The following is a 24,556-nucleotide window of genomic DNA, read 5'->3' on the forward strand; positions in this document are numbered from 1 at the left end:
GACCTGCCGGAGATTAGCTAATCGTTGGTTCTGCGGTGTTTTACAAAATACAAGGCCAAATTGCCCGCAATAATGATATGATTAAAAATATTGGGTACTAAACCATAATATTTAGTAAAGATTTTAAAGCGTTCTTTTAAACTTTCGCGGTGTTTTTTCTTGCTCATTCCACCAACCAGATACTTGGCCACATAGCGGTGAACGTTTACAATATTCGAAGCCTTTTTTGCCGCTTTGATAATCCAATCAATATCGGCACTATACCGATAAGTTAAATCGTAAGGGGTAATAATGCTTCGTCGGATATAAATGGCTTGGTGGCTGATGTTCATGCCATACTTAAAACTCGTCCAGTCGAATTCTTCAGGCGCTTCATGCCTTCTGCGACCTAAATTTTCCCAATTATCATTGTACATTTCGGTTTCGCCGTAATAAATGTCGGCACCAGGAGCTGTAGCAAAAACATCTTCTACCGTATGTTTATCGTAAATCTCATCGCCTGAATTCATGAATAAAACATAATCGCCAGTAGCTAGTGCCAAACCTTTGTTCATGGCATCATAAATGCCTTTATCGGGTTCGGATACAATTTTTGTAATCCGATCTTCGTAACGCTGCACAACTTGCAAAGTACCATCGGTAGAGGCTCCATCTATTACAATATATTCAATTTTTTTATAGCTCTGATTGAGGACAGACTGAATGGTACGTTCGATATCTCGAACATTATTGTAAACAATGGTGATGACAGTTAGCTTTGGCAAGGGATGGCTTTTTGGTTTGGAGTAAATTTAATAAAGATTGTGGAAATTTTTCTGCCTCAATGTGAAAATGAAATTGGGTAAACATTTGACCTGCGAACCAAGGAATTAAGCTAAATTTATAATGGTGTTAAACAGTTAATCCATCAACTTTTTGAGGGTTTCTACATCCGGTAATAAGCCTTTATAAGCAGATGGCAGTACCTTACTGGTTTTGTAGGTAGAAACACCCATTGCTTTGTTAAAATCCCTGAAGGAGAACTCCACCACTTTGTTGTTTTTTTCTTTGCATAAAATGATGCCTATTGAGGGCTGTTCGTGAGGTTGCTTTATATATTCATCCAGAGCTGAAAGGTAGAAATTCATTTTGCCCATATATTCTGGCTTAAATTTGCCAGTTTTTAACTCAAAAACCACCAGGCACTGTAAGCGGCGGTTAAAAAATAAAAGGTCTAAAAAATACTCTTCTTCTTCTACAATCAACCGGTACTGATTGCCAATAAAAGCAAAATCAGAACCTAATGACATTAGGAATTTTTTAACATTATGTACGATTTCACTTTCTAAAACCCGCTCATCATTTTCGTCGGTATCTTCTATGTTGATGAAGTCCAGCAAATATTCATCTTTGAAAGTCTGCAGTGCTTTTTGCCTTATGTCATCATTAGAAATTGTTTTCGAAAAGTTGTTTGGTAAACTACCAGAATTACTAAATGATTTGTTTTTGAGGTGGTGTTTTAACTTAGCTAAACTCCAAAATTCGGTTGCTGTTTTTTGGATGTAATATATCTTTTCTTCCAAAGTTTTTGTAGATTGGATTAACTCTACATGATGTGAAAAACTTAGTTTAAAGAAATGATTTTCAATTTGGGCCAACAGTGTTGGGATAATTTTAACAATCTCATTATCAGCGTTTTGAATTTGGTCCAACAGTGTTGGTCTAAATTCAAGCTGCTCGATTTCAATGATTGATGATTGGCCTATTTCTGATGGCTTGATTATGAAATATTCTTCCCAGAGTTCAAAAAACAATCGCATTCTTTTAATCCCTGTTGCTGAAAATCCTCTTAAGCCAGGTAATTCGGTCTGCAAATCAGCGGAAAGGTTCTCGATAACTTTAGCACCCCATTTTTCTTCTTTAATTTTAACTGAAATAAACTTCCCAACGGCAAAATATAGCGTTAAAAGTTCTTTGTTTACTAAAGTTGCAGCACGATAGCGGCTTTGTAAAATGGCCGACTTCAGGGTCTTAATATTGTCGAGATAACTTTTGCCTGGTTCTATGGTAAGTTTTATTTCGGCTGTAAATCAATCAACGTTTCGTATAGATGGATATGCTCTGCAGCAATTACTTCTTCTGAGAAATCTGTTAAAATACTTAATCTGGCTGCTTTTTGGATTTCTTCTTTATTTGGGCGATGGTAAAGCCACTCAATACCGTTTGCCAGATCTTCAGCATTCTGGTATTCGGCCAGATAGCCATTTTGCATATGTTTAACCATATCCGGAATCCCACCCGTGGTAAAAGCAACAACAGGGGTAGCGCAGGATAAACTTTCCATCACGGTATTGGGCAGGTTATCTTCTAACGAGGGTGTAATAAATGCATCTGCTGCCGAATAACATTTCGCTAAATGATCATCTTTGTTTATCGTGCCTAAAAAAGTGGTTTTGAAGGGGAACTCAGGCATTTCTGCATTTTCCTTATTTCCGAAAATAACGAGTTCGATATTTTCTTTTTGTATGCCAGCCCTGCGCGATAAAATTTCTAACGCTTCGATTAAATAGGGGGTTCCTTTATGTTTGTCGTTTTTCGAAGGCATAAATCCACTCATCAACACAAATTTATCTGGATTGATCTTCAGGATTTTTTTAGCCTCTGATTTAACGTAAGGCTTGAAAATTTTCGTTTCTATGGTATTGGGGATTACTGTAGCTTTTCTGGTACCCAATAAACTGCTGAACTTTACCGAAGCTGCCATCCACTTGCTCGGCGCCACGATATGGAAATTTAATTCACCGTAAGCTTTCTGTTTTCGCAACCAGGTTTTGTGCGAAATATCATTTTTACCACTGATTTTCAAAATCGGACAATTACCGCATTGTTGATGAAAGTTTTCGCATCCATAACGCACATGACAGCCTCCTGTAAAAGCGTTGCTATCGTGAAAAGTCCACACAATTGGCTTTTCCAGTTCGTCGAGCTGTGCTAAAAACTTAGGATTTAAAAAGCCGTGGTTTACCCAATGTAAATGGATAACATCAGCATTTTTAACATCTGGATGGTTAATTACCGAACGGCCAAACCACTGCAAACTGAAAGGGGTTTTTATCGATTTGCTGAGCCATTTGGCAAAATATCTTTCAGATAGGATGTTATAAACGGCCCTGGCTTTTTGAAAAGGCGATTTGCTAAAGGTATCTATTTTCGGATTTTGACCAAATTTATAGTAAACCAATACTTTTGAATCGATTCCACTAGTCTTTAAGGCATCACTTAAGCGCAAACAGGCACGTCCTGCTCCGCCATTTCCATCGTAGGTATTTAGGTGTACTACTTTCAAATCAATCAAAAATACATTTTATTGTTTACGAATATAAAATCTGTTGCGTAATTTCATCTTAATATTTTTTATCGCTTTTTTATTGTAGGATGTATCCTTTAATGTCTAAAATAACTGTCCCTAAGTTTGATGGTTATTTTAAACAAGCTAGGTTAACGCATCCAAAGCCAAACAAAATAAATCATGATCAAATCCCTGTTGAAATCGCTTGCAACATTCGCATTTTTGTTGCCCATTCATTCCTTAGCCTACAGCCAAACCTACTTTGCGGCATACCCTGCTTTAACGCCCGATGCACAAACAATAGTATTCAGCTATGATGGTGATATCTGGAAAGTACCGGTAAAAGGAGGTGTAGCTTCGAGGATTACTGCCATGCAGGGAGAAGAAATTAACCCTAAAATATCTCCTGACGGAAAGTGGATGGCCTTTTCATCCAATCAGTTTGGCAATTATGATGTATATATTATGCCTTTGGCAGGTGGCGATATTAAACAATTAACTTTTAACGATGCTGCCGATGAAGTAGACAATTGGGGCTGGGATTCAAAAACAATTTATTTCACCTCCGGACGATATAACTCTTTTTCAAGCTATAAAGTAAGTGTAAACGGTGGTACGGCCGTCCGTTTATTCGATAATTACTTCAATACGACGCATCACATTGCCGAATCGCCAACGGGTGAACTCTTTTTCAGCGATACCTGGGAGAGTTACCGCTTTGCTAACCGCAAGCATTACAAAGGTGCCTATAATCCCGATATCCAATCGTACAACCCGAAATCGAAAAGTTATAAACGTTATACCGATTACATCGGAAAAGATTTCTGGACTAGTGTTGATCAAAAAGGGAATATCTTTTTTGTATCAGATGAAGGCAATGAAGAATACAATCTATACACTTTTATTGGTGGAAAGAAAACAAGCCTGACCAATTTCGATACTTCCATTAAGCGGCCTTTTGTTTCGGCCAATGGAACCACAGTGGTGTTTGAAAAGGATTATCAGTTATATACTTACGATGTAGCTTCAAAGAAAACAGAGAAAATCAACATCAATACCTCACGTAATCAGGTATTGAGTAAAGAGCAGGAATATGATGTCCGTGGCAACATTTCAGCATTTGATGTTTCTACTGATGGCAAAAAGATGGCTTTTATTTCGCGTGGAGAGGTGTTTGTAAGTGATGCAGAGGGGAAATTTGTACGCAAGATTACCAACAGTGGCGAACGTGCCTTAGAATGTAAATGGCTGGCCGATAATAAAACGATTCTGTTCAGCCAAACTGCTAACGGTTATCAAAACTGGTTTACCATTACCGGCGATGGTAAAGGGTCGGTAAAACAGCTTACCAAAGACAAGGCAAACGTGCGCGATATCACCTTAAATAAAACCAAAACCATGGCAGTATACCTGAGTGGAAGAAACGAGCTCAAGCTAATGGATCTTAAAACTTTCGACGCAAAGACATTGGTAACCGACGAATTTTGGGCTTTACAAAATGCTGCACCAAGTTTTTCGCCAAATGACGAATATGTGCTTTTTACCGTTTACCGAAATTTCGAGCAGGATATTATGGTGCACAACATTAAAGGCAATAAAACCATTAACTTAACCAATACAGGTGTTACTGAAACTGGTCCGGCATGGTCGCCAGATGGCAAGTATATTTTCTTTACCAGTGCCCGTACCAAGCCCTCTTATCCAACCGGAATGGCCAATGCGCACATTTACCGCATGGCATTGAACAATTACGATGAGCCTTACCGCTCTGATAAGTTCGACGATCTGTTTAAAGAAACCAAACCCACGCCAACAGAAGTTAAACCTGCAGTACCTGAGAAGAAAAACGATAAAAAAGCAAAAACAGATACAACCAAAAAGAAAACTGAAGTAAAACCTACGCCTAAACCAGCAAATGTAATTACCATTAATACACAGGATATTTTAGATCGCATAGAGCTGGTTGGCCCTGCATTTGGAGGTCAATTCGGAACAGATGCTTTTGCCAAAGGCGATAAAACTTATGTTTTTTATGCCTCCAACCACGAAGGTGGTGCACCCGGGCTTTATCGCACGACCATTGAGCCTTTTGAAGCCAATAAAACAGAAAAAGTTGCCGATGGAGGTGATTACTCCATTATCTCGGCAGGAGATAAATTTTTCGTTTTATCAAGAGGGGTAATTAACAAATACAGCTTAGAAAGCAACAAGCTTGATCGGGTAGATCATGGTTATAAATTTACCAGAAACCTCAATGCAGAATTTAATCAGATGTTTTACGAAACCTGGGTAGGTTTGGATGAAAATTTCTATGATGAAAAATTTCATGGTGTAGATTGGGATAAAATGAGGACACGTTACGCCGCTTATTTACCTTATGTGAACAACCGTAGTGACCTGAGGATTTTATTGAACGATATGTTGGGCGAACTGAATTCTTCGCACATGGGCTTTAACAGTGCAGGGGCAGAGGAACGCAAAAACCTTACTTACATCACCAACGAAACAGGGATTATCTTCGATAATGAAAACCCTTTAAAAGTTGAACGTATTGCCGCTAAAAGTAACGCTGCCCGTACCGGGACTAATATTTTGGCAGGAGATATTTTAACAGAAGTAAACGGTGTTAAAGTAGATGAAAAAATAGACCGCGATTATTATTTTAGTAAACCATCGTTGGATAGAGAAATGACGCTGACCTTTAAACGTAATGGGAAAGATGTTTTCGTAAACGTACATCCGGAAAGCTCAGGTACTTTGCGTGGAAACCTTTACGATGAATGGATCACTCAAAATCATAAAAATGTTGATAAATGGAGCAACAACCGGATTGCTTATTCTTATATGAAAAACATGGGTGGTGGTGAACTGGAAACTTTCTTGCTGGATATGGTTGCGCAAGAAGAAAATAAGGAAGCCATTATCCTCGATCTGCGTTATAATACCGGAGGAAATGTACATGATGACGTGCTAAAATTCCTTTCTCAGCGCCCTTATCTGCAATGGAAATACCGAGGTGGTAAAATGGCTCCACAAAGTAATTTTGGTCCGGCAGCGAAGCCGATTGTATTGTTGATTAATGAACAATCTTTAAGTGATGCTGAAATGACGGCTGCAGGTTTTAAGCAATTAAAACTGGGTAAGATTATCGGTACCGAAACATACCGCTGGATTATTTTTACTTCGGCAAAAGGTTTGGTTGATGGTTCTTCTTACCGTTTACCATCCTGGGGTTGTTATACCATGGATGGCAAAAACATCGAAAAAGAAGGTGTTAAGCCAGATATCTTCGTTAAAAATACTTTTGAAGACCGCCTGGCAGATAAAGATCCTCAACTTGAAAAAGCCGTAGCAGAGATCCTGAAGGATTTGAAATAAGGTAACAGGAAAGATGGTTAATTGGTTAACTGTATAAATCGGTTAGTTGAATATGTATTGCTTTTGAGTGATTTCGCAGTTTAAACAGTTAACCACTTTAAACAATTAACCAAATTTTCCGTTTCTTTGGGCTTGGAATTATTTAAAACATGGCAAATTTATTAACCAACAGGGCTTTTTGGGTAAATTATTGGGAAAGTAAAAAAGGACTAGCGGTTCAGTTACCTTCAAACTATTTATTTCATCAGCAACTGGCAGATGTTATTCAGCAAAATAATGTTAAAACGGCCATCGAATTGGGCGGTTTCCCTGGTTATTATGCCGTGTTCCTAAAAAAATATTTCAAACTTGATGTTACCCTTTTAGATTATTTTGTGCATCCACCGGTTGTAAATGAGCTTTTAGAAATGAACAGCTTAACCGAAAAGGATATCCACATCATAGAAACTGATCTTTTTAATTACACGCCCGAAAAGCAGTACGATCTGGTACTAAGCTGCGGTTTAATCGAACATTTTAACGATACTGCCGATATTATTAACCGTCATATTGCTTTCGTAAAACCAGGAGGTACTTTGTTTATCACGTTGCCAAATTTTAAGGCGGTTAACGGCTGGTTTCAAAAGAATTTCGACAGGGAAAATTATGATAAACACAATATCGATAGCATGGATCCTGCTCTATTGAAATCCATCTGCGAGCAGACCGGACTTAAAGAAGTAAAATCGGGCTATTTTGGCCGTTTTAGTGTGTGGTTGGAAAATGAAAGTCAGAAATCGGCGGGTGTTCGCCTGTTTAAGAAGGCCGTTTGGTTAACCGGAAAAGTATTTACAAAGATTATCCCATTCGAAAGCAAAAATCTATCACCTTATATTATCTTAGTAGCGAAAAAAATATAACGCGCTATGTCAATCAGTTGGGGTTACTCGCCTAAAATTGAAAAATACATTCCTTTGGTCGATTTTCCGGCAGATAAATATTTAATTATTGCCAGGCAGGCCATTGAAAACCTGGGATGGAAGTTAAGTCACTTATCAGAAACCGGAATTATTGCCTATACACCATTATCATTTCAATCTTACAGTGAGGAGATCTCGATCCGCATTATCCGTAATTTTGCCGTAGTGAAAAGCGAATGTGTAGGTATTCAAATGCTTTTAAATGATTATGGCAAGAATGAAGCTAACCTCGAAAAGTTCTTTCACGAATTTGAATATGTAGAGTATCACCTAAAAGATTCATGGGATGAAATTAGGGCCAAATTTCATGAATGGGTTGCCACTTCGGATGATACTTATTTTGAAAAGGCACCGTTAGCCATTAAAAATAAGATCAAAAATGTTTTCTTCCTGTTTTTGCCTCAGAAAGGCTATATCGTTACCCCAATCCTAGTCGCCCTGAATATTCTTTATTGGGTTCTAATCAGTCTTGTAACTTTTGTTTACAGGCAATACCTGCTAACACAAGCTTACCAAACGGGCTCTAAAGAAAGTTTTGTGGAGAAAATACAGACTTTATCAGTCTACTTTGGTGTAAGTAATAAATTTCTGGTACTTGATGGACAATATTGGAGATTAATTTCAAGCTTATTTATCCATGGATCGTTTTCTCACTTGTTTTTTAACATGTATGCATTAATCTATTTGGGGTTAATGGCCGAGAATAAGTTAGGTTGGAAAAAATTCTTAACTATTTATTTTTTAAGTGGTATTTGTGGCGGATTGATCAGTTTACTTTTTCACGAATCGGGTTATATTTTTGGTGCATCGGGTTCGGTGATGGGCGTAATGGGGGCGCTTATAGCGCTTTTGCTCAATAACTATTTTGAAAAAAATGCAAGCCGGGCATTATTGATCAGCACCGTTTTTGTGACTGCCATAATTATTTTAAACGGATCATTATCTAAATCAACTGATAATGCAACACATATTGCCGGTATGATAGCTGGTTTTATCATCTGCTATCTTTTTAGTTTTAAATTTAAAAGTGAACCATCGCCGAATACGCAATTGCGTTATGCTGGCGTTTTTGCGTTGTTTATTGCATTTTCGTTCGGAATAGCCTTTTTTACACCGAATTATCAAACGCAACAATACAAGAAGTTAAGGGATAGTTTTAGCGATAACCTAATTTCATTCAACCAACTTTTATATTTGAAAGCATCATTATCAAAAGAGGAAAAACTTAAAGAGGTTAACGATTATGGTATTATCCCCAGCCAGAATAACCTGCAAATTATCAAACAGATGAAGCCGCTTAAACTTAAAGATTTAGAGGCCTACGATCGATCGAAGAAAGCAGAAATTGCACAAAAAATGGCGCTTGCAGCTGCGCTGATGTTAAGGGATATTCAAGCCGATAGCATATCGAAGTACAGTAAGCAAACATCCAAAGAAATATCGAATGTTGTTGAACTTACTTTCAAACTTAGCGATAGTCTGAGCAGGGCAAATCAAAATTAGTTTGCGGTTTTATATATCCCAATTTCGCTCAGCGTAATACAAACCGGAGATTTGGTAATGTTTATTTTTACTTTATTGCATGTAACAGGGGTATCCAGTTTAATTAAACGTTTCGCGCCAATGCTGGTGCCATCGTAAACTTTTTTCCAGGCATTGTTTTCAAATACCTCAATGGTGTAGCCCTCAATTCGCTGACCCAAAGGAATGTACTCCTGCAGGCTAATGATATCAAAGGTTCTCGCAGCTTTTAAATCCACTTCTAAACTTGCCTGATGGATGTTGTCTTGTGTTGCCCAGTAACTCTCCCTCTTGCCATCAAGCAGGGTGGCGACATCATACTTTTTGCCCCGGCTATTGCTCGCTTTAATCGTTGCGCTTTTGGCCAGGTTATTCTCGAAAGTATGTTTAACCATATTGCCAAAAGTTTTCAGTGCTGCAACATCATCGTCGTGCAGTTGACCACGGGTATCGGGTGCCAAACCAAGATCCAGGCCTGCACCGCGGCCAACACTTTTTAAATACAGATCGAATAAAGTTTCAGGGCTTTTAGGCTTTTCGTTGGCATGATAGAACCATCCTTTTCTTAAAGGAACATCGCATTCGGCCGGCATCCAGAATTTGCCATTTCTAATCCCTTCAGGGCTTTGCGGGTAATTCGCCTGACCAGGCACTGCTACGCTTTTTCCATCGGGGGCCATTGGGGTAAAGGTTGCCCAGGAGGTTGGTGCAGCATGTCCATCTTCATTGCCTACCCAGCGGATATCTAAACCAATATCACTAAAAATATTGGCCATTGGCTGCATTTTGCGTGTAATTGCCCAGGTATTGTTCCAGTCGTAATAAGTGGTGTTATCTATCGAACGTTTTTCTTTTGCCCCACCATAATAACCATCACCGCCATTAGCGCCATCATGCCAGCTCATAAAAAGTTCACCGAAATTGCTGTAAAGCTCTTTTAGCTGTGCCTGATAAATAGCCAGATATTTGTCTGTTCCATAAAGCGGATTGTTCCTGTCCCATGGAGAGCAATACACACCAAATTTTAAACCGTTTTTACGTACAGCCTGTTCTATCTCTTTAACTAAATTTCCTTTTCCTGCTCTAAACGGACTTTTGCTGATGTTATAATCGGTTGTTTTAGTTGGCCATAAGGCAAAACCATCATGGTGTTTTGCTACCAGAATAATACCTTTCAGACCGCCCGCTTTGGCTGCCTTTATAATCTGTTCGGCATTAAAATCGGTGGGATTAAATATTTTGGGATCAGCATCACCAAAGCCCCACTCTTTATTTTCGAAAGTAGTTGGTGTAAAATGGATTAAACCATAAACTTCGATATCATGCCAGGCCAGCTGCCTGGTTGATGGCAATGCACCATAAGGTTTAGGTGGCGTTTGTGCATATACAGTTGTAGAGAGCAGTAGAAAAAGAATCAATAAAGGTTTCATTATCATTATGGCTTATGTAAAACTAAAGTACAAATAATTAGCCTTGGTAAGGTAAATGTTAATCAATATTTAACCGCTTGAAAATGTAAATGCAAAATTATTTTTACATCTTGATCGTTACACGCATTCACCAAACATTTAATTTCAGTTTTACGTTAGTTAAGCATGAGCACCTTGATCCAGCATCCTCCCGATGGAGGTACAATATATACAGAAACCAATCTCAGTCAGCTTTTTCCAGAGCCCTTTAATACCATAACAAGCTGTTTTTTCCTGGCTATTGCCGTGTACTGGACGATAAAAATCTGGGGAAATTTTAAACAGCATAGCTTTCTAACCATTGCATTAATTTTACTTTATATCGGAGGAATAGGCGGAACCACCTATCATGGGCTAAGGCGGTGGCCGATCTTTATCATGATGGATTGGATGCCGATTATGCTTTTGTGCCTTTCGGCAGGGGTTTACTTTCTTTCCAAATTAACGAAATGGTATTTTGCTGTTTTAATTGTAGCGGTATATGCTTTTTTTCAGTTTTATGTGAGGCGCCTTTTTAGCAACGGTGATTTTCAGATCTTCATCAATATCAATTATGCTTTTATGGCCGCACTCGTTTTATTTCCTGTATTTGGCTATTTGATCAAAACAGAGTGGAAAAATGGCAAGTGGGTGGGTTTTGCCCTGATTGCTTTCATTTTCGCGCTCACTTTTCGTATTGCCGATAAGTGGGATGTGTTTACAATTGGTACGCACTTTTTATGGCATACCTTTGGTGCTGTGGCTTCTTTCTGTATGCTGAAATATATTTATTTGGTTAACCTGAAAAAAGCTAGATCTTCATAAAATATTCATTCCTGAAAGGTGTAAATTATTTATCTTAGTTCAATATATACTATTGAAATGAAAAAAATATTGATTTTATGTGCCCTGGTATTGGGCTTAAACTTTGCGTCCAATGCACAAAGTCTTTTAAGTAAAGTTGGATCTGCTGCGGCAGCAAGCACAGGTTTTGATGCGGCAAGTTTAACCTCGGGCATTATTGGTAAACTAACTCCAGCCTTAAGTTTAACACCGGCTCAAAAACCAACAGTAACCACAATTATAAAAGACTTTCTGGTGCAGAAAGCTACCATTATGGCTACTCAAAAAACAGATCCTGCAGCTTATCAAAGCAAATTTGGTAAATTGTTTTCTGGATTGAAATCGAAACTGGGAACAGCTTTAACGGTTGCACAACTGGCAAAGTTTACTTCCTTAAAACCTGCTGCACCAAGCGCAAGCAATGTGCTTTCTCAGTTGTTCTTTTAGGTATTACTGATCGGCTGAGCTTGCTGGTTAATTATTGCAGCAAGCTCAACCCTGATCTTATAATTTTGAATGTGCTTTACTATAATCTAATTTCTTTTGGTTACCAATAGCATATTCGATACCGCCCCATAAATGGTGCTGAAATTTGTCATCAGCCCAGCCTTCTTTAGTATGGCCCATGCAGGTGTAAAAGGCTCTTCCACCATCAAAGTTATGGTACCAGCTAAAAGGATGGAAATCTCCGTTTTTACCACCAGTATACGATTTCTCGTCTAAGGTAATCAGCACTTTAATATCTGGGTTAATGTCCTTGAAGTTATACAACTCATCCTTTCTCATCCATATCGAATCGGTTAAGAATTTAGTTGATGGGTGTTTTTTATCTTTAATAATAAATTTAGCTTCCTGAACAGCTGGATGGCTTGTAAAATAAGCACCGGCCAATTTGCCATACCAAGGCCAGTCGTATTCCGTATCGGTTGCGGCGTGGATGCCTACATAACCTCCACCTGCCTGGATATATCTTTCGAAAGCTACTTGTTGTTTATTGTCTAAAACATCGCCTGTTGTATTGAGAAAAATAACAACAGCATATTTTTTAAGGTTATCCTCTGTAAACAGATCGGCATTTTCGGTGGTATCCACTTCAAAATGATGCTCAGTACCCAATTTTTGGATCACATCTTTTCCGGTTTCAATAGAGTTGTGCCTAAAGCCTTTGGTTTTGGAGAACACTAAAACTTTTGCCGATTTTTTAACAGTGGTATAGCTCTGGAATAAAAAAACAGTTGCGATTAATAAACATAGAGACAGGTACTTTTTCATTTTTGTTGACTTGGTTAGTGGTGGATAATAGGCCTTAAATTTAAGAAAGTTGTTTGATAATTTCCCTACATCTTTCTTCAACCTGCTTGCAAACAGGGCTAAACAGGTTATTATCCCAGTATGGGTCTGTAACTTCGTCGTTATCAAGGAAAAGTTTAACCTTTTTTCTTTCCTCCTCACTTTTAGCCAAGTTTATAACATCAGCTAAATTATTCCGGTCCATAACTAAAATCAGATCATATTTGGCAAACATCGCGTGGTTAAATTGCTGTGCCCGCTGTTTGCTGATATCATAACCCAGGGCTTTCGCTGCAGCAATACTTCTGTGATCGGGAGCTTTGCCAATATGCCAGTTACCCGTTCCTGCCGAAGCAATTTCCCAGTTTAGGTGCTGCTCATCTGCCAGGTGGCGCATCACGCCTTCAGCCAACGGCGAACGGCAAATATTGCCTAGGCAAACCATTAAAATTTTCAATATTATTTAGATTTTGCAGTAAACACGTAAGTTACTGTATAAGTTATATTGTTTTGATCAAAAACGTATTTATTTGTGATATTTTTCCCGTTTAAGATATAGATACTGATATGACCATTGCCATTGTCTATTTTGATCTCATTGCCTTCTTTAGTCCATTTTGCATCCTTGAAAGAAATCATATCGCATAAAGGGCCTGTTGATGTAATTGCAAATGAACCGTTATTCGAAAAATTTAAGGTGTAGTTGTTGTTTAAACATGCTGAAGAAGCGGTCATTGTCATGAAATTAGTTTCAGCTTTTCCATTTACCTGTAATGCTGGGCTAACAATTGCCGATTGTAGCGGCCAAGTGTACTTTGTAATCTCCATGTTTGCTTCATTGTCTTTCTTTTTACAGGCAAATGCCAAACAGACAGTTAAAATCAGTAATAATTTTTTCATCGGTTTATAGTGGTTTTTAGTTTATACCTCATAAACGCACCTACAAGTTAATATGCTACAGTGGCAAAAAAAATGCCTCAAGCTTGTTAGCATTGAGGCATTAAATATATTAATTGAAATGTTAACCGTAAATGTCGTTTAACATTTTCGCCAGGCGCACACCACCTTTTAATAATTGATCGTTAAGGGTATCAACCCAGTCGAAATTGTAACGGTAACTTAATTTAGCATCTGGTTTGGTAGTGTCGTAAATTTTGTTGCAGATGCCATACGATTCGTAGATGCAGTCTCTAAGACTTGTATTTTGCCAATTATATAGCTGAATGGCCGAAGGATGGTTGATTGCTTTTGCATATTCGGTATAACTTAACTGCTGATACTCGATCAGTTGCTCATCCCAAACCCTGTGGATATTCGATTTTTCATTAAACCATAAAACCGAAATGCGGTTACCGCCCAAATCATCTTTACGGGCAACATGCATCGGCTGACATAAATCGCCCGCCAGGTGCACCAGCATGCGCAGGGCTAATTTTTTTTCGGCTGCAGTACTGCTTGTTTTCTTTAAAATGGCAATTAAATCAGGGATTTTATTGTAAAGATTTGGCGTTTTTTCAGTGTCCAGAAAATGATATACACCATTTTTGTCTAATCCTGCCGGAAGATTAACAAAATGCCAGTTGTACATATAGTTATAAGTAGAATCCGATTTAATAAAATCACCCCAATTGGCCGACATGGCCAAAGTTTCGTAACCTAAAATACTTTGAATAGCCTTGCGTGTTTTGGCCTTTAAATAGCTATCGGCAATTTCGCCAACTATACGATGGCCAATGGTACCCCATGCATCTGCCTGAATGGGTAAATATGCTAAAAAACCAACAGCCAGCGCAGTGGCTAATTTCTTTTTAATTGATGTTAAAATCATTTTATAATTCTTTTTGTACGCAGGTAACTTTTTCTTTAAGTGTTAGTTTAATTTCGCGCTGATCGCTGAAGCTCTCTAACCATAATGTATCTGCAGATTTCTTTTTGATCAGGAAGTTCTTATCGTACCGGCCAATACGATAACATCCCGATATTTTTTGTTTATAGTTGGCATGTGTAAAAGTAGCACCAACAAATAGGGTATCGCCTTTTACTACATAAACACCTTTGGCATATTCTTTCCAAATGCCGTTGTTGTAGCAGGAATCTTCGTAAAAATTTACTTTGCTATGGGTAACCATATCAATGTAAACAGAGTCGCAGGAAAATTTGAAATGGTGCTGGGTGTAGTTGCTCAGTTTATTGCTAAAAGCAACAGCATCTTCATTCCAAACGCCTTGCATAAAATCTTCACCCTTGCCCTGTATATTGGGCCTGGGACTACAAGCTACATGTAAGATGGATAATGTAAAGAGGATAATGTAGAAAATCCTTAAACCCGGATGCAGTTTGTTCATTGTATTGTTAATCGATACTATTAGGAAATTGATTTTGGGTTACAGTATTCTTCTTAACGGTATTGTAAACCAGAATTAAAAGGCCAGCTGCAAAACAAAGACTGCCTATAAAACTAATGATACCTATTAAATTATAGTATTTAGCAACTTCGGTGTAAGCGAAATGCCGGTCATTTAATAAAAAAGGCATCAATACGCTGTAAAATAATGTGGTAAGTAAACCAACTCCTGACCCAATAGCCATTAAAATAGCTTCAACAGTAGTTTTTTTTGTTAAAAAATAACAACAGGTTCCGAATATAATAACTGGTGAAATGATAGATATCAAGTTGATCAGTGTAGAGAGTATTGAATTCATTTTACCTATGTTTTAATTAACTGATGTAGACTTATTCTTTTAAAAATAACGTCATTCCCACGCAGGCGGGAATCTTAATACAATACGCTTTAAGATTCCCAATTGAATTGGGAATGACGCTCTTTCTAACTTATTTCAAACTGCCAACCATGTCTTCCGGGCGAACCCATTCGTCAAACTGTTCATTGGTTAATAAGCCCAACTCTACAGCAGCAGCTTTTAAAGTTTTATTTTCTTTATGCGCTTTCTTTGCAATTTTAGCAGCGTTTTCGTAACCCACATGCGGATTTAAAGCCGTAACCAACATCAAAGAATTTTGTAAATGTTTCTCAATTTCCGGTAAGTTCGCTGTAATTCCTTCAGCACATTTATCGGTGAAAGAAACGCAGGCATCGCCAATTAAACGGGCTGACTGCAATACATTAGCCGCAATAAGTGGTTTAAATACGTTAAGCTCAAAATGACCCGACATACCACCTACTGAAACCGCAACATCGTTACCAATAACCTGTGCACAAACCATGGTTAAAGCTTCTGGTTGCGTAGGGTTAACTTTTCCCGGCATTATAGAAGATCCCGGTTCGTTGTCAGGGATAACAATTTCGCCAATACCACAACGAGGGCCAGAACTTAACATCCTTACATCGTTGGCCACTTTCATTAGGGCAACAGCAGTACGTTTTAAAGCCCCAGAAAGTTCTACCATTGCATCGTGTGCAGCTAAAGCCTCAAATTTATTTGGAGCCGTAACAAATGGTAATCCTGTTAAATCGGCAATTTTTTTAGCCACTAAAACATCGTATCCTTTTGGTGTATTTAAGCCTGTACCAACGGCAGTACCGCCTAAAGCCAGTTCGGCAACCATAACCAAAGCATTTTTAATTGCCCTGATGCTGTTATCAATCTGTTGTACATAACCTGAAAATTCCTGACCTAAAGTAAGTGGGGTTGCATCCATAAAGTGTGTACGTCCGGTTTTAACAATCGTACTGAATTCTTCCACTTTTTGGGCTAAAGTATTTCTTAATTTTTCTAAACCCGGAATGGTATTTTCTACCGTAAGTTTATAGGCCGCAATGTGCATTGCAGTTGGGTAAGTATCGTTTGATGATTGTGATTTATTCACATCATCATTAGGGTGAAGTACTTTTTTATCGTCAGCTAATGAACCACCATTTATAACATGGGCACGGTTTGCGATCACTTCGTTACCGTTCATGTTGCTTTGTGTACCCGAACCGGTTTGCCAGATTACCAACGGAAATTGATCATCTAACTGTCCTGCTATAATTTCATCACAAGCTTTAGCAATTAAACCGGCTTTTTCTGCCGATAATACACCCAGTTCGGTATTGGCAAGGGCCGCAGCTTTTTTCAGGTATCCAAAAGCGTGGATAATTTCTTTTGGCATCGAACCTTCAGGGCCGATTTTGAAGTTATTGCGTGAGCGTTCGGTTTGTGCACCCCAGTATTTGTCGGCTGGTACCTGCACCTCGCCCATGGTATCGTGTTCTATTCTGAAACTCATTATATTTTTGATTTTTGTTGTCGCAAATTTAGGTTTTTTGCCTTTTAAAGCGTTGGATTTATGTAAGATATTTAATGGATAACAAAATATATGGCAGAAACGCCCGCATTCTTTTTATTATTCATCCTTAATGTTCAAACTTTTATCCTGGCTGGCCGCTTCTACCAATGAAATCATATTCATACCTTTACCGCAAATATGCAGGGATTAGTTATTAAATCTACAGGAAGCTGGTATAGTGTTTTGGCCGATAACGGCGAACGCTACGATTGCCGGATTGTAGGCAAATTCAGGATTAAAGGACTTAAAACCACCAACCCGATTGCGGTTGGCGACAGGGTGAAATTTGATCTGGAACGCGATAGCAACCAGGGGTTGATCAACGAAATGCTACCCCGTAAAAACTATATCATCCGCAAATCGATCAATCTGAGCAAGCAGGCGCAAATACTGGCTGCTAATTTAGATATGGCTATGCTGTTGGTTACTTTAGCCTCGCCTCGTACATCTTTGGGCTTTATCGATCGTTTTTTGGTTACTGCCGAAGCTTACGACGTACCTGCCGTACTGGTATTTAATAAACTCGATCTGTTTAGTAAAGAAGGTCTGGAGATTCTTCAGGAGTTTAAAGATATCTACGAAAATATTGGTTATGCCTGCTACGAAGTTTCGGCTTTAAAAGGCATTAATATTCCGGTGATTCAGGAATTGATTACGGATAAAATTACCCTCATATCGGGTCACTCGGGTGTAGGGAAATCGAGTTTGATTAACGCATTATTGCCCGATCGCGATTTGAGAACAGGTGAGGTGTCAGACTGGAGCGATAAAGGACAGCATACCACTACTTTTGCAGAGATGTTCGAACTGCCACAAGGTGGTTTTATTGTCGATTCGCCCGGAATTAGAGAACTGGGTGTAATCGATATCGAAAAGGAAGAGCTAGGGCATTTTTTTAGAGAAATATTTAAAACCTCACACAATTGCCGCTTTAATAACTGCAGGCACATTAACGAACCTGGTTGTGCTGTTTTAGCTGCAGTAAACGAAGGCGAAATTGCAGTTTCGAGGTATGAAAGTTACCTGAGCATTTATCACGGAAACGATACAAGACATTAATTGAGTCAGAAGTCGGAAGTCCGGAGTCCGAAGATATGATGGTGACTGGATACCTCTTAATTGAAAGAATTAGATTAAAAACCTTTACAAAAAATAAGAGATGAAGTTTAAACTGGGAGATTTTGTGCGTTTTGTTGATGAAAAACGTGAAGGTTATGTAACGAAGATTATCGACTCCCAAACTTTGGGCGTTACCGATGAAGATGGTTTCGAAATACCTGTTGCGGTGAGTAATTTAACTTCTGTACATGGTCATGGTGTAGTAGTAGAAGAGTTGGATGCGCCAAAACCCATTCAGGTAAATATCCCCAGCATTAGCAAAATCGAAAACGGCATTTATGTTGCGGTTGCTACCGATGATAAGGCCGGTAATGTGGTACATTTCCACCTGCAAAACCACTCGCCAAATGTTTTACTGGTAAGTTTAACCACCGAGCGGAAAGAAAAATATGCAGGTGCTTATCATGGCATAATCGAATCGCATGCCTCGGCTTTAGTTTACTCTGCTTCCCTGGCTGATCTTGATCTTTGGCCTGAATTTAATTTTCAGGTTTTAGTGTTTAGCAAAGCCGATGTTAAACCTATCGATCCATTGGTGATCCGCAAGAAGTTTAGGGCAAAAGATTTTAGTACCGAACAAAAGGAATTGCCTCAGTTGAGAAACAAAGGTTGGCTGATCCGCCTGGACGATCTGGTTCCGGTAAGCATCGATCCACAGAAACTAAAGGAAAGTTTTTTCAAATCAACTGAAGAGAAAAGAACGGTAGCAGCGCCACAAAAAGAAATCGATCTGCACATCGAAAAGCTAAGAGATGATCATCATTTTTTAGAGGCTGATGAAATGTTGCAGATACAGATTAATCATTTTCAAACGGCGATGGATGCCGCTGTTGTGCATCATTTCGATAAGATTGTTTTTATTCATGGTTCAGGTAACGGTACCTTAAGAGATAAAATCCATAAACTGATCAGTAAAAATCCACATGTAAAAACATACATGGATGCGCGGAAAGAAAAGTTTGGTTACGGGGCTACGGAAGTGGTGTTTAAGTAATATAGGAGGGAAGATATGAGATGGATGATGGAGAGAGCATTTCTCATGCGGTCCGTCACAGATGAATTGTCATCCTGGGCCTGTCGAAGGACTCAGTGGTAATCTTTTAAAATCTGCGGGGAAAATCTAAGCTCCTTTAAGAAGTTGCGGTCAACTCCAAAACCACCACAATGGCATTATCGCTCAACGCTGCCAGCTTTACCTGCTCCATGTCCCAGAGTGCTAAGCCGTCTCTTGCGTGCATCAAGCGGCCTTCAATTTCGAAAGTACCGTCGATAATAAAAGCATAAAACTGATGGTTTGGGCTTTGCATGTTATAAATCACCTCTTCTCTGCCAGCGAAGATCCCTGCACTTAATTTAAAAGGTAATTTTGGGTTCGTGATAATTTCGAGCAACTGGTTCTGGTTTTTTTCAAAATCGAAACCGAAAAGCATTTCGCTTGCCCGCATTAAAAACATATCGGTTTTAATCCCAAACTGCATGTAATTAATCACGTCGTTTTGATGGGGATTGCTGATCTCCAATACTTCACCTTTACCCATATTCAACACCTGTACTTGCCCGGTTTTTACTGCAAATTCTTTTCCATTGGAAACAATATCAATCCCACCTGCAATGGGCATAAATATTTGAAGAGAATCTTCTTTACAAAGAAAAAAAGTAACCTTTCCGCCAACGATAGATTCATCATTGCATAAAAATAAGGGGCCAAAAGCTTCTTTATGCTCACGGTAATACTTTTCGAAGTTAAAGGTGCTGTATCTTCTTAGTGCCGAAGTTTCAGTCAAGCCCCGCTCATCGGCTAAAAATATTCTTTCAGAGGTGTCCATCATTAATCAGCGTTTTTCTCCATAGGGCATAAAATTAAAAAAGACCCTAAGAAATCCGAACGTCTTTTTGAAATAAAACAATTATTAGGAGCGTACTGAGCTTTTACATTCATTTAATTTAAGATCGAATCCTGTTAAAAAGCAAAAGCGAAAAAATCCGGGAAATTGAGGTACGCTTTTTGCGATGATGTAATTTCTTTTTATAAAAGATTAAAACTAGCTTTGCCGCAATTAATGAAACACCTGGTTACCATATCGCTTGTATTTTTTAGCTTAACACATTTGGCAAAAGCCGAACGCGTTGAAGGGCTAAGGATATTAAACGAGTATTGTAATGAGCATAATATCAGCGTTAATGCAAGTGGTAAAGCCTCGGTTCAACTGAATGAAGACCGTAACCCTTATTTATTATCGTACACTACATTAGCTTTAATCGGAACCCAATCTCAGTTAAAAGTTACAAAATATGTGAGTGTAAATCAGGTAATAGCTGATTTAACAATCAGGAAAAAACCGAAAAATAACAGCCCCTAATTTTTTTCTGAAAGGTCTTTTTAGAAGATTTTAAGCCCCATTGATACCAGCAACTGCCAAACTGACTTAAGAAAGACAAATGGCTTGGTTGTTGTAACACACCATTTTTTAATAATAAATACGATTTAAAATATTATAATGTTAGGATTTTTAGCGAAGGTTTTCGGAAGTAAATCAGAAAGAGATATAAAGGCTATTCAGCCATTGGTTGTTAAAATTAACGAACACTACAGTAAACTGTCTGCGCTTAGCAACGACGAGTTACGTGGTAAAACCACCGAATTTAAAGACAAGATTTCGGCTTTTTTAACCGATATTGATGAGAAAATTTCAGCACTAAAAGCTGAAGCAGAGAGCGAAGATTTAGATCTTCACCAGAAAACAGCTATTTATGATCAGGTTGATGCTTTAGGTAAAGACCGCGATACAGAATTAGAAAAAGTACTTTTGGAAATCCTTCCGGAAGCATTTGCTGTAGTGAAAGAAACTTCACGTCGTTTAAGCGAAAATGATTATTTAGAGGTTACTGCAACGCAGTTTGATAGAGATTACGCAGCAAGAAAAAACAATGTTAAAATTGTTGGCGATAAAGCGCAATGGGCTAACAAGTGGGATGCTGCAGGAACTGAAGTAGCCTGGAACATGGTACACTACGATGTACAGTTAATTGGTGGTATTGTATTACACAGCGGTAAAATTGCCGAGATGGCTACCGGTGAGGGTAAAACCCTGGTAAGTACACTACCGGCATATTTAAATGCATTGGCCGGACAAGGTGTACATATTGTTACCGTGAATGATTACCTGGCCCGTCGTGATAGTGAGTGGAATGGTCCATTATTCGAGTTTCATGGCTTAACTGTTGATTGTATTGATAAACATGAGCCGAACTCTGAAGAAAGAAGAAAAGCTTATGCCGCAGATATTACTTACGGAACCAATAATGAGTTCGGTTTTGATTACCTGCGTGACAATATGTCGCAGACACCTGATCAATTGGTACAGCGCAAGCAGCATTTTGCAATGGTGGATGAGGTCGATTCAGTTTTAATTGATGATGCCCGTACACCTTTAATTATTTCTGGTCCGATTCCACGTGGCGATGAACATGAGTTTTATGAATTAAAGCCGCGTATCGAACGTTTGGTAAATGCACAAAAAGCTTATGTAACGCAAGCATTAAACGAAGCGAAAAAATTAATTAACGCAGGTAACAGCGGAACCGAAGAAGGTGAAGGTGGTTTAGCCTTATTGCGTGCTTACCGTGGTTTGCCAAAAAACAAAGCTTTAATTAAATTTTTAAGTGAAAGCGGTGTTCGAGGTTTATTGTTGAAAACCGAAAACCACTACATGGCAGATCAATCTAAGAATATGCCTAAGGTAGATTCTGAATTGTATTTCTATATCGATGAGAAAAATAACCAGGTTGAATTAACTGAAAAAGGGATCGAACTGATCACACAATCGGGTGAAGATCCGCATTTCTTCGTATTACCTGATGTAGGTACTGAAGTTGCAGACTTAGAGAAATCTGATCTGCCTTTGGAAGAAAAGGTTGTTCAGAAAGATGCTTTAATGCGCGATTATTCTGTTAAAGCAGAACGGATCCACTCGGTTAACCAGTTGTTAAAAGCTTATACTTTGTTCGAAATTGATGTAGAGTACATCATCGATGAAGGAAAGATTAAAATTGTTGATGAGCAAACTGGCCGTATTATGGATGGCCGTCGTTACTCTGACGGTTTACACCAGGCCATTGAGGCTAAAGAAAATGTAAAGGTTGAGGATGCTACCCAAACGTATGCAACCGTAACCTTGCAAAATTATTTCCGGATGTACCACAAACTTTGCGGTATGACGGGTACAGCAACAACAGAAGCTGGCGAGTTTTGGTCGATCTATAAATTAGATGTGGTTGAAATTCCAACCAACAGAAATATTTCCAGAAAAGATGAGCAGGATTACGTTTACCGTACCGTTCGTGAAAAATATAACGCGGTTGCTTCAGAAATTCAGTTCCTTGTTTTCCCGTATTCTCATTACGAAACAGAATACGAACTGGATAAAGAAGGAAATCCTAAACTAAAAGATGGCAAACCGGTAATTAAATACGATCCAACAGGTAGGGCTGTGCCTAAGCTTGATGCCAAAGGCGCGTTAATCCCTGCGGTTAATCCTCAAACCGGTCAATTAGAGCCGCAAGCTGGTCGCCCGGTATTGGTGGGTACAACATCTGTAGAGATTTCTGAGTTGTTAAGCCGTATGCTTAAGCTTCGTGGAATTAAACACAATGTATTAAATGCGAAAATGCACCAGAAAGAGGCCGATATTGTTGCCGAAGCTGGTCAGGCAGGAACCGTAACCATTGCAACCAACATGGCTGGTCGTGGTACCGATATTAAATTGGGTGCGGGTGTTAAAGAAGCTGGTGGTTTAGCGATTGTAGGTACTGAGCGTCACGAGTCTCGTCGCGTAGACAGACAGTTACGTGGTCGTGCTGGTCGTCAGGGCGATCCTGGTTCATCTCAGTTCTTCGTTTCATTAGAAGATAACTTAATGCGTTTATTTGGTTCAGAGCGTATTTCTGGTATCATGGTGCGTATGGGTATCGAAGATGGTGAAGTAATCCAGCACTCGATGATCACCAAATCTATCGAACGTGCACAGAAAAAAGTAGAAGAAAATAACTTTGGTATCCGTAAACGTTTGTTAGAGTACGATGATGTAATGAACTCACAACGTACGGTAATTTACGCTAAACGTAAAAACGCTTTATTTGGCGAACGTTTAGATGTGGATATGAACAATATGGTTTTCGATGTTGCTGAAGATATCGTTAGCGAATATAAACAGGAAGGTAATTTCGACGGTTTCAAACTCGAAGTAATCAAAAATTTCTCTTTAGATACGGCCATTACCGAAAAAGAATTTACTTCAACCAGTATCCCTCAGTTAACTGAAAGGTTATTTGAAGAAGCAGAAGCTTTTTATGCACGTAAATCTGAAGCAATTATCCAGCAATCATTACCGGTTTTAACACAGGTTTACCAGGAACGTGGCGAGCACATCGAACAGATTGTGGTTCCATTTACCGATGGTATCCGTGGTATTCAGGTTGCGGTTGATTTGAAGAAAGCCATCGATAACAAAGGAAAAGAAGTAGTTCGTTCATTCGAAAAAACTATTGTTTTAGCCTTAATCGATGATAGCTGGAAAGAGCACTTACGCGAAATGGACGATTTGAAACAATCGGTACAAAACGCTGTTTACGAACAAAAAGATCCATTGGTAATTTATAAAATGGAAGCTTTCAATTTGTTTAAAAACATGCTTAATGCCGTAAATAAAGAGGTCGTAAGTTTCTTATATAAAGGTGGTATCCCGGTTCAGCAAGAACCAGATCAGGTTAGAGAAGCACCAGCTCCGGTAAAACAACCGAAGTTGCAAACAACTAAACAAGAGTTTGGCAGAGAAGAGCCAGGTATCGAGTTTGGCGATACACGCGAGGCTGTTCCACAACAACCAATCCGTAAGGAAGCAACAGTTGGCAGAAATGAACCATGCCCATGCGGTAGCGGTAAAAAATATAAAAACTGCCACGGCGCTAATTTATAATCAAAATATATCATGCTTTACCAAGCCCCAACAAACGTTGGGGCTTTTTTTATAACTAAATTTTTAATTCTCAAATTAACACCTATATTAGTAACGGTCAGTTCGAAATTGGTAGGCAATTTCATTTCGAGAGGAATCCGGCTTTTTACGTTGACATCTTAACGACTTGATATCAAGATATATTTTCGGTATTTTTGATTTATGGAAACAATAACAATAAAAATTCCTGATCAAAACAACTCAGTTGTTAAACAAATGCTAAAAGATTTTGGTGTTACTATTCTTGAAACTTCAGCAAAAGATAAACACTTAGAATTGTCTCCCGAACAACAACAAGAAATTATTTCATCCCAAGAACAAATTGATAATGGTCTGTTTGTAACACAAGCAGATCTGGATGATGA

The 24,556-nt window shown here is 38.7% G+C and carries 22 protein-coding genes and 1 pseudogene; 10 read left to right on the top strand and 13 right to left on the bottom strand.

Going from position 1 to position 24,556, the window contains the following annotated elements; all coding sequences use genetic code 11:
* Positions 1–17: 17 nt before the first annotated feature.
* The 4 genes and pseudogenes from AC07YT_RS19905 to AC07YT_RS19920 form a co-directional block, all read right to left on the bottom strand.
* Positions 18–764, bottom strand: a complete 747-nt coding sequence (locus AC07YT_RS19905) for a glycosyltransferase family 2 protein (protein ID WP_086548910.1) — start codon at positions 762–764, stop codon at positions 18–20.
* 135 nt (positions 765–899) lie between these two features.
* Entirely contained in the window at positions 900–1,562 is a 663-nt protein-coding gene (locus AC07YT_RS19910; RefSeq protein WP_494945490.1) for a PDDEXK nuclease domain-containing protein, read from the bottom strand.
* A 210-nt stretch (positions 1,563–1,772) separates the two neighbouring features.
* Positions 1,773–2,057: pseudogene (locus AC07YT_RS19915) on the bottom strand (DUF1016 N-terminal domain-containing protein); the annotation flags it as partial.
* Positions 2,054–3,325 (bottom strand): glycosyltransferase family 4 protein, encoded by a 1,272-nt coding sequence (locus AC07YT_RS19920; RefSeq protein ID WP_494945491.1) that lies wholly within the window; start codon positions 3,323–3,325, stop codon positions 2,054–2,056. The pseudogene AC07YT_RS19915 and the gene AC07YT_RS19920, both read right to left, overlap by 4 nt.
* Positions 3,326–3,508: 183 nt before the next feature.
* On the opposite strand from AC07YT_RS19920, the gene AC07YT_RS19925 reads away from it, so the two are divergent.
* From AC07YT_RS19925 to AC07YT_RS19935, 3 genes are all read left to right on the top strand, one after another.
* On the top strand, positions 3,509–6,706 hold the full coding sequence (locus tag AC07YT_RS19925; RefSeq protein WP_086548913.1) for a S41 family peptidase: 3,198 nt from the start codon (positions 3,509–3,511) through the stop codon (positions 6,704–6,706).
* Between the two features lie 149 nt (positions 6,707–6,855).
* Positions 6,856–7,605: a class I SAM-dependent methyltransferase gene (locus AC07YT_RS19930; RefSeq protein WP_086548914.1), complete on the top strand. Its 750-nt coding sequence runs from the start codon at positions 6,856–6,858 to the stop codon at positions 7,603–7,605.
* 6 nt (positions 7,606–7,611) lie between these two features.
* On the top strand, positions 7,612–9,168 hold the full coding sequence (locus tag AC07YT_RS19935; RefSeq protein ID WP_086548915.1) for a rhomboid family intramembrane serine protease: 1,557 nt from the start codon (positions 7,612–7,614) through the stop codon (positions 9,166–9,168).
* Here the strand turns inward: AC07YT_RS19935 and AC07YT_RS19940 are convergent.
* Positions 9,165–10,616 (bottom strand): alpha-L-fucosidase, encoded by a 1,452-nt coding sequence (locus tag AC07YT_RS19940; protein WP_086548916.1) that lies wholly within the window; start codon positions 10,614–10,616, stop codon positions 9,165–9,167. The two genes, AC07YT_RS19935 and AC07YT_RS19940, sit on opposite strands and share 4 nt — an antisense overlap.
* Before the next feature lie 165 nt (positions 10,617–10,781).
* Here AC07YT_RS19940 and AC07YT_RS19945 point away from each other — a divergent pair, with 165 nt between their 5' ends.
* Both AC07YT_RS19945 and AC07YT_RS19950 read left to right on the top strand, forming a co-directional pair.
* The gene (locus AC07YT_RS19945) at positions 10,782–11,459 is read left to right on the top strand and encodes a hypothetical protein (protein ID WP_086548917.1); all 678 of its coding nucleotides are present in this window, start codon (positions 10,782–10,784) and stop codon (positions 11,457–11,459) included.
* 57 nt (positions 11,460–11,516) lie between these two features.
* Positions 11,517–11,924, top strand: a complete 408-nt coding sequence (locus tag AC07YT_RS19950; RefSeq protein ID WP_086548918.1) for a hypothetical protein — start codon at positions 11,517–11,519, stop codon at positions 11,922–11,924.
* A gap of 57 nt (positions 11,925–11,981) precedes the next feature.
* Here AC07YT_RS19950 and AC07YT_RS19955 read toward each other — a convergent pair whose 3' ends face one another.
* From AC07YT_RS19955 to fumC, 7 genes are all read right to left on the bottom strand, one after another.
* Positions 11,982–12,749 (bottom strand): ThuA domain-containing protein, encoded by a 768-nt coding sequence (locus AC07YT_RS19955; protein ID WP_086548919.1) that lies wholly within the window; start codon positions 12,747–12,749, stop codon positions 11,982–11,984.
* A 40-nt stretch (positions 12,750–12,789) separates the two neighbouring features.
* Positions 12,790–13,224: a low molecular weight protein-tyrosine-phosphatase gene (locus AC07YT_RS19960; RefSeq protein WP_086548920.1), complete on the bottom strand. Its 435-nt coding sequence runs from the start codon at positions 13,222–13,224 to the stop codon at positions 12,790–12,792.
* 2 nt (positions 13,225–13,226) lie between these two features.
* Positions 13,227–13,667, bottom strand: coding sequence for a hypothetical protein (locus AC07YT_RS19965; RefSeq protein ID WP_086548921.1), 441 nt, complete (start codon positions 13,665–13,667; stop codon positions 13,227–13,229).
* A 121-nt stretch (positions 13,668–13,788) separates the two neighbouring features.
* Entirely contained in the window at positions 13,789–14,595 is an 807-nt protein-coding gene (locus tag AC07YT_RS19970) for a S1/P1 nuclease (RefSeq protein ID WP_086548922.1), read from the bottom strand.
* A gap of 1 nt (position 14,596) precedes the next feature.
* A complete protein-coding gene (locus AC07YT_RS19975; RefSeq protein WP_086548923.1) occupies positions 14,597–15,112 on the bottom strand; it encodes a fumarate hydratase in 516 nt (171 codons plus the stop codon).
* Between the two features lie 7 nt (positions 15,113–15,119).
* A complete protein-coding gene (locus AC07YT_RS19980; protein ID WP_145954297.1) occupies positions 15,120–15,470 on the bottom strand; it encodes a hypothetical protein in 351 nt (116 codons plus the stop codon).
* Between the two features lie 130 nt (positions 15,471–15,600).
* A complete protein-coding gene (gene fumC / locus AC07YT_RS19985) occupies positions 15,601–16,998 on the bottom strand; it encodes a class II fumarate hydratase (RefSeq protein ID WP_086548925.1) in 1,398 nt (465 codons plus the stop codon).
* A gap of 198 nt (positions 16,999–17,196) precedes the next feature.
* On the opposite strand from fumC, the gene rsgA reads away from it, so the two are divergent.
* Positions 17,197–18,117 (top strand): ribosome small subunit-dependent GTPase A, encoded by a 921-nt coding sequence (rsgA, locus tag AC07YT_RS19990; protein WP_086548926.1) that lies wholly within the window; start codon positions 17,197–17,199, stop codon positions 18,115–18,117.
* A gap of 100 nt (positions 18,118–18,217) precedes the next feature.
* Positions 18,218–19,171, top strand: a complete 954-nt coding sequence (locus AC07YT_RS19995; RefSeq protein WP_086548927.1) for a Smr/MutS family protein — start codon at positions 18,218–18,220, stop codon at positions 19,169–19,171.
* A 136-nt stretch (positions 19,172–19,307) separates the two neighbouring features.
* On the opposite strand, the gene AC07YT_RS20000 is transcribed toward AC07YT_RS19995, so the two are convergent.
* Positions 19,308–20,006 (bottom strand): pirin family protein, encoded by a 699-nt coding sequence (locus AC07YT_RS20000; RefSeq protein WP_145954298.1) that lies wholly within the window; start codon positions 20,004–20,006, stop codon positions 19,308–19,310.
* 162 nt (positions 20,007–20,168) lie between these two features.
* Here AC07YT_RS20000 and AC07YT_RS20005 point away from each other — a divergent pair, with 162 nt between their 5' ends.
* The 3 genes from AC07YT_RS20005 to AC07YT_RS20015 all read left to right on the top strand — a co-directional run.
* Complete coding sequence (locus tag AC07YT_RS20005; protein ID WP_145954299.1) at positions 20,169–20,537, top strand: hypothetical protein; 369 nt, start codon at positions 20,169–20,171, stop codon at positions 20,535–20,537.
* Between the two features lie 138 nt (positions 20,538–20,675).
* Positions 20,676–24,152 carry a preprotein translocase subunit SecA gene (locus AC07YT_RS20010; protein WP_086548930.1) on the top strand — a complete coding sequence of 1,159 codons (3,477 nt, stop codon included), beginning with the start codon at positions 20,676–20,678 and terminating at the stop codon, positions 24,150–24,152.
* 201 nt (positions 24,153–24,353) lie between these two features.
* A partial coding sequence (locus tag AC07YT_RS20015) for a hypothetical protein (RefSeq protein WP_494945492.1) occupies positions 24,354–24,556 on the top strand: 203 nt, incomplete at its 3' end.

This window comes from Pedobacter sp. GW460-11-11-14-TSB4, assembly GCF_059423705.1.

What these genes read in the sequence shown, in the direction of transcription:
- AC07YT_RS20010 (WP_086548930.1), top strand. Translation starts at nt 20,676, where the DNA reads ATGTTAGGATTTTTAGCGAAGGTTTTCGGAAGTAAATCAGAAAGAGAT.
- AC07YT_RS19930 (WP_086548914.1), top strand. Translation starts at nt 6,856, where the DNA reads ATGGCAAATTTATTAACCAACAGGGCTTTTTGGGTAAATTATTGGGAA.
- AC07YT_RS19950 (WP_086548918.1), top strand. Translation starts at nt 11,517, where the DNA reads ATGAAAAAAATATTGATTTTATGTGCCCTGGTATTGGGCTTAAACTTT.
- AC07YT_RS19935 (WP_086548915.1), top strand. Translation starts at nt 7,612, where the DNA reads ATGTCAATCAGTTGGGGTTACTCGCCTAAAATTGAAAAATACATTCCT.
- AC07YT_RS20000 (WP_145954298.1), bottom strand. Translation starts at nt 20,006, where the DNA reads ATGATGGACACCTCTGAAAGAATATTTTTAGCCGATGAGCGGGGCTTG.
- AC07YT_RS19945 (WP_086548917.1), top strand. Translation starts at nt 10,782, where the DNA reads ATGAGCACCTTGATCCAGCATCCTCCCGATGGAGGTACAATATATACA.
- AC07YT_RS19995 (WP_086548927.1), top strand. Translation starts at nt 18,218, where the DNA reads ATGAAGTTTAAACTGGGAGATTTTGTGCGTTTTGTTGATGAAAAACGT.
- AC07YT_RS19965 (WP_086548921.1), bottom strand. Translation starts at nt 13,667, where the DNA reads ATGAAAAAATTATTACTGATTTTAACTGTCTGTTTGGCATTTGCCTGT.
- AC07YT_RS19970 (WP_086548922.1), bottom strand. Translation starts at nt 14,595, where the DNA reads ATGATTTTAACATCAATTAAAAAGAAATTAGCCACTGCGCTGGCTGTT.
- fumC (WP_086548925.1), bottom strand. Translation starts at nt 16,998, where the DNA reads ATGAGTTTCAGAATAGAACACGATACCATGGGCGAGGTGCAGGTACCA.
- rsgA (WP_086548926.1), top strand. Translation starts at nt 17,197, where the DNA reads ATGCAGGGATTAGTTATTAAATCTACAGGAAGCTGGTATAGTGTTTTG.
- AC07YT_RS19940 (WP_086548916.1), bottom strand. Translation starts at nt 10,616, where the DNA reads ATGAAACCTTTATTGATTCTTTTTCTACTGCTCTCTACAACTGTATAT.
- AC07YT_RS19925 (WP_086548913.1), top strand. Translation starts at nt 3,509, where the DNA reads ATGATCAAATCCCTGTTGAAATCGCTTGCAACATTCGCATTTTTGTTG.
- AC07YT_RS19980 (WP_145954297.1), bottom strand. Translation starts at nt 15,470, where the DNA reads ATGAATTCAATACTCTCTACACTGATCAACTTGATATCTATCATTTCA.
- AC07YT_RS19955 (WP_086548919.1), bottom strand. Translation starts at nt 12,749, where the DNA reads ATGAAAAAGTACCTGTCTCTATGTTTATTAATCGCAACTGTTTTTTTA.
- AC07YT_RS19975 (WP_086548923.1), bottom strand. Translation starts at nt 15,112, where the DNA reads ATGAACAAACTGCATCCGGGTTTAAGGATTTTCTACATTATCCTCTTT.